3 protein-coding genes are annotated in these 2,011 nt (G+C 58.7%); 2 read left to right on the top strand and 1 reads right to left on the bottom strand.

What is annotated here, in order from left to right; translation table 11 throughout:
• The coding region (locus ACXRVY_RS26175; RefSeq protein WP_458238639.1) for a pyrimidine/purine nucleosidase domain-containing protein at nt 1–646 on the bottom strand (646 nt) is incomplete at its 3' end.
• Between the two features lie 233 nt (nt 647–879).
• Here ACXRVY_RS26175 and ACXRVY_RS26170 point away from each other — a divergent pair.
• Together ACXRVY_RS26170 and ACXRVY_RS26165 are read left to right on the top strand one after the other, a co-directional pair.
• Nucleotides 880–1,407, top strand: coding sequence for a DUF3087 family protein (locus tag ACXRVY_RS26170; RefSeq protein WP_223463165.1), 528 nt, complete (start codon nt 880–882; stop codon nt 1,405–1,407).
• 84 nt (nt 1,408–1,491) lie between these two features.
• Nucleotides 1,492–2,011, top strand: a 520-nt coding sequence (locus ACXRVY_RS26165) for a PDC sensor domain-containing protein (protein WP_458238638.1), incomplete at its 3' end; no start/stop codon positions are given.

Here is a 2,011-nt window from a genome sequence, read left to right as displayed (position 1 = left end):
GGCCCAGGTAGCGACCGCCGTGGATGCGTTGCTTGGCGTGGGCGATGGTTGCGCCTTTCATCGGGCCTTTCATCACGCCGGGGCCGCAACCGGTGCAGATGTCCAGGCTGCGCAGGCCCAGTTCATGGCCGACTTTCTTGGTGTATTTGTATTCTTCGGTGTTGATCGAATGCCCGCCCCAGCACACCACGATCTTCGGTTCGACACCGGGACGCAGGGTGCGGGCGTTGCGCAGCAGGTGGAAGACGTAGTCGCTGATGCCCTGGGAGTTGCTCAGGTCGATGCGTTGGCTGTCGAGTTCGTTTTCGGTGTAGACGATGTCACGCAGGGCGCTGAACAGCATTTCCCGGGTGCTGGCGATCATTTCGCCGTCAACGAAGGCGTCGGCCGGGGCGTTCAGCAGTTCCAGGCGTACGCCGCGGTCCTGCTGGTGAATGCGGATTTCAAAATCTTTATAGGCTTCAAGAATGGTCTTGGCGTTGTCGACATGGGCGCCAGTGTTGAGGATGGCCAGGGCGCACTGGCGGAAGAGGGTGTAGGTGCTGCCGGAACCGGCTTCGCTCAATTGCTGGACTTCCCGCTGCGAGAGCGTTTCCAGGCTGCCTTTGGGGCTGACGGAGGCGTCGATAACTTGGCGTTGGGTCATTCAATGATCCTTAAAACGATGTCATTCACACAGCAACCACGARTGACATCCGAATAATGTGTATTCATGAAAGAAGATGGCACGAACTGCATGGTCTCGCCATGTCCCCCGCTGACGATGAACAGATGAAAAGAAGCCCCAGCATAGCTAAATCCCTCGCAGAGGCGATAATGGCCTGCTGTCTTTTTGTCCCGGACCCCTTTTTACCATTGAAGCTCAGGAAACCCGACGCAATGTTCGAAATCCAGCCGATGAACGCCGACACCTACCGGCAACAGACGCGGCGCAGCACGGTCATCATTGCCCTGATCTTTCTGGCGCTGGCGATGATTCTGTCCACGGCGGCGGTGGCTCTGTTCGGCACGCCGGGGGGCGAAAATCTGCGCTTCAACGTCGGTGGCGTGTTTGTGGCCGTGCTGGCGATGGCGGCGCTGATGCGCAAAGTATTCTGGCGCCAGGCATGGATGGCGCCGGCGGTCTACAGTTGGCAGCTCAAGCGTAGCCTGATGAGCATCACCAATGTCATGCATCATGTAACGGCGGCCGTGGAACAGGGTGATCCGGTTGCCATGAAGCTGTTGCGTTTCTACCATCTGGGGTTGAACCAGATGCATCAGCTCGATGGTAACTCAAGCGACCATGGCCAGTTGATCCACGAAATGGACCAACATAAGGCGCGGATGCAAGCGCTGGGCATCGATCCCGGGCAGACGTGGCTTGATCCGGCGTGGCTGGAGGCGGTAAAGCAGGCGACGCGCTAACATCATTGCAGGCCTGTAGCAGGCATAGTGAGCTAAAGCGGCGATCAGGAAGACTCGCCCTGTCACAGACAATCAGGGAGCACCATGCGACATCCGTCGATCAACGATCCTATTGAAATGCTCCGGCCAGCCGTGCCCCGACTCAAACTCCGTTCGGCGGTGATCCTGCTGGCGGCGGTGTGCCTGTCGATGATGGCTATCGTGATCTGGGAGGTCTGGAGTTCACGCCAGTACCTGCTGCATGACAAGGAAGTGGAGATGTCCAACCTTGCGCAGAGCCTGGCCTCGCAAGCGCAGGCAACGATCAAGCAGGCCGACACGCTGCTGTTCACCCTGGTCGATCGTCTGGAGCACGAAGGAGTGGATCAATCCCGGCTGCCAAAATTGCTCAACGTCCAGCGCCGTGAGTTGAGCCAGCTCCACGGCCTGTTCGTTTACGACGAAAAAGGGCAGTGGATCGCCAACTCCAATGGCGCCGGCCAGACCGGCGTCAACAATTCCGACCGCGAATACTTCATCTTCCATCGCGACAACCCCAGCCGCGGGCCGCACATCGGGCCGTCGATCAAGAGCCGTTCAACCGGTGAATGGATCATGACGGTTT

It is taken from the genome of Pseudomonas sp. P5_A2_2, assembly GCF_054177685.1.
The sequence above is the reverse complement of the archived record's forward strand: the minus strand, read 5'-3'. Positions and strand labels throughout refer to the sequence as shown.

Excerpts from the sequence above, each read along its gene's own strand:
- ACXRVY_RS26170 (WP_223463165.1), top strand. The coding sequence starts at position 880 with ATGTTCGAAATCCAGCCGATGAACGCCGACACCTACCGGCAACAGACG.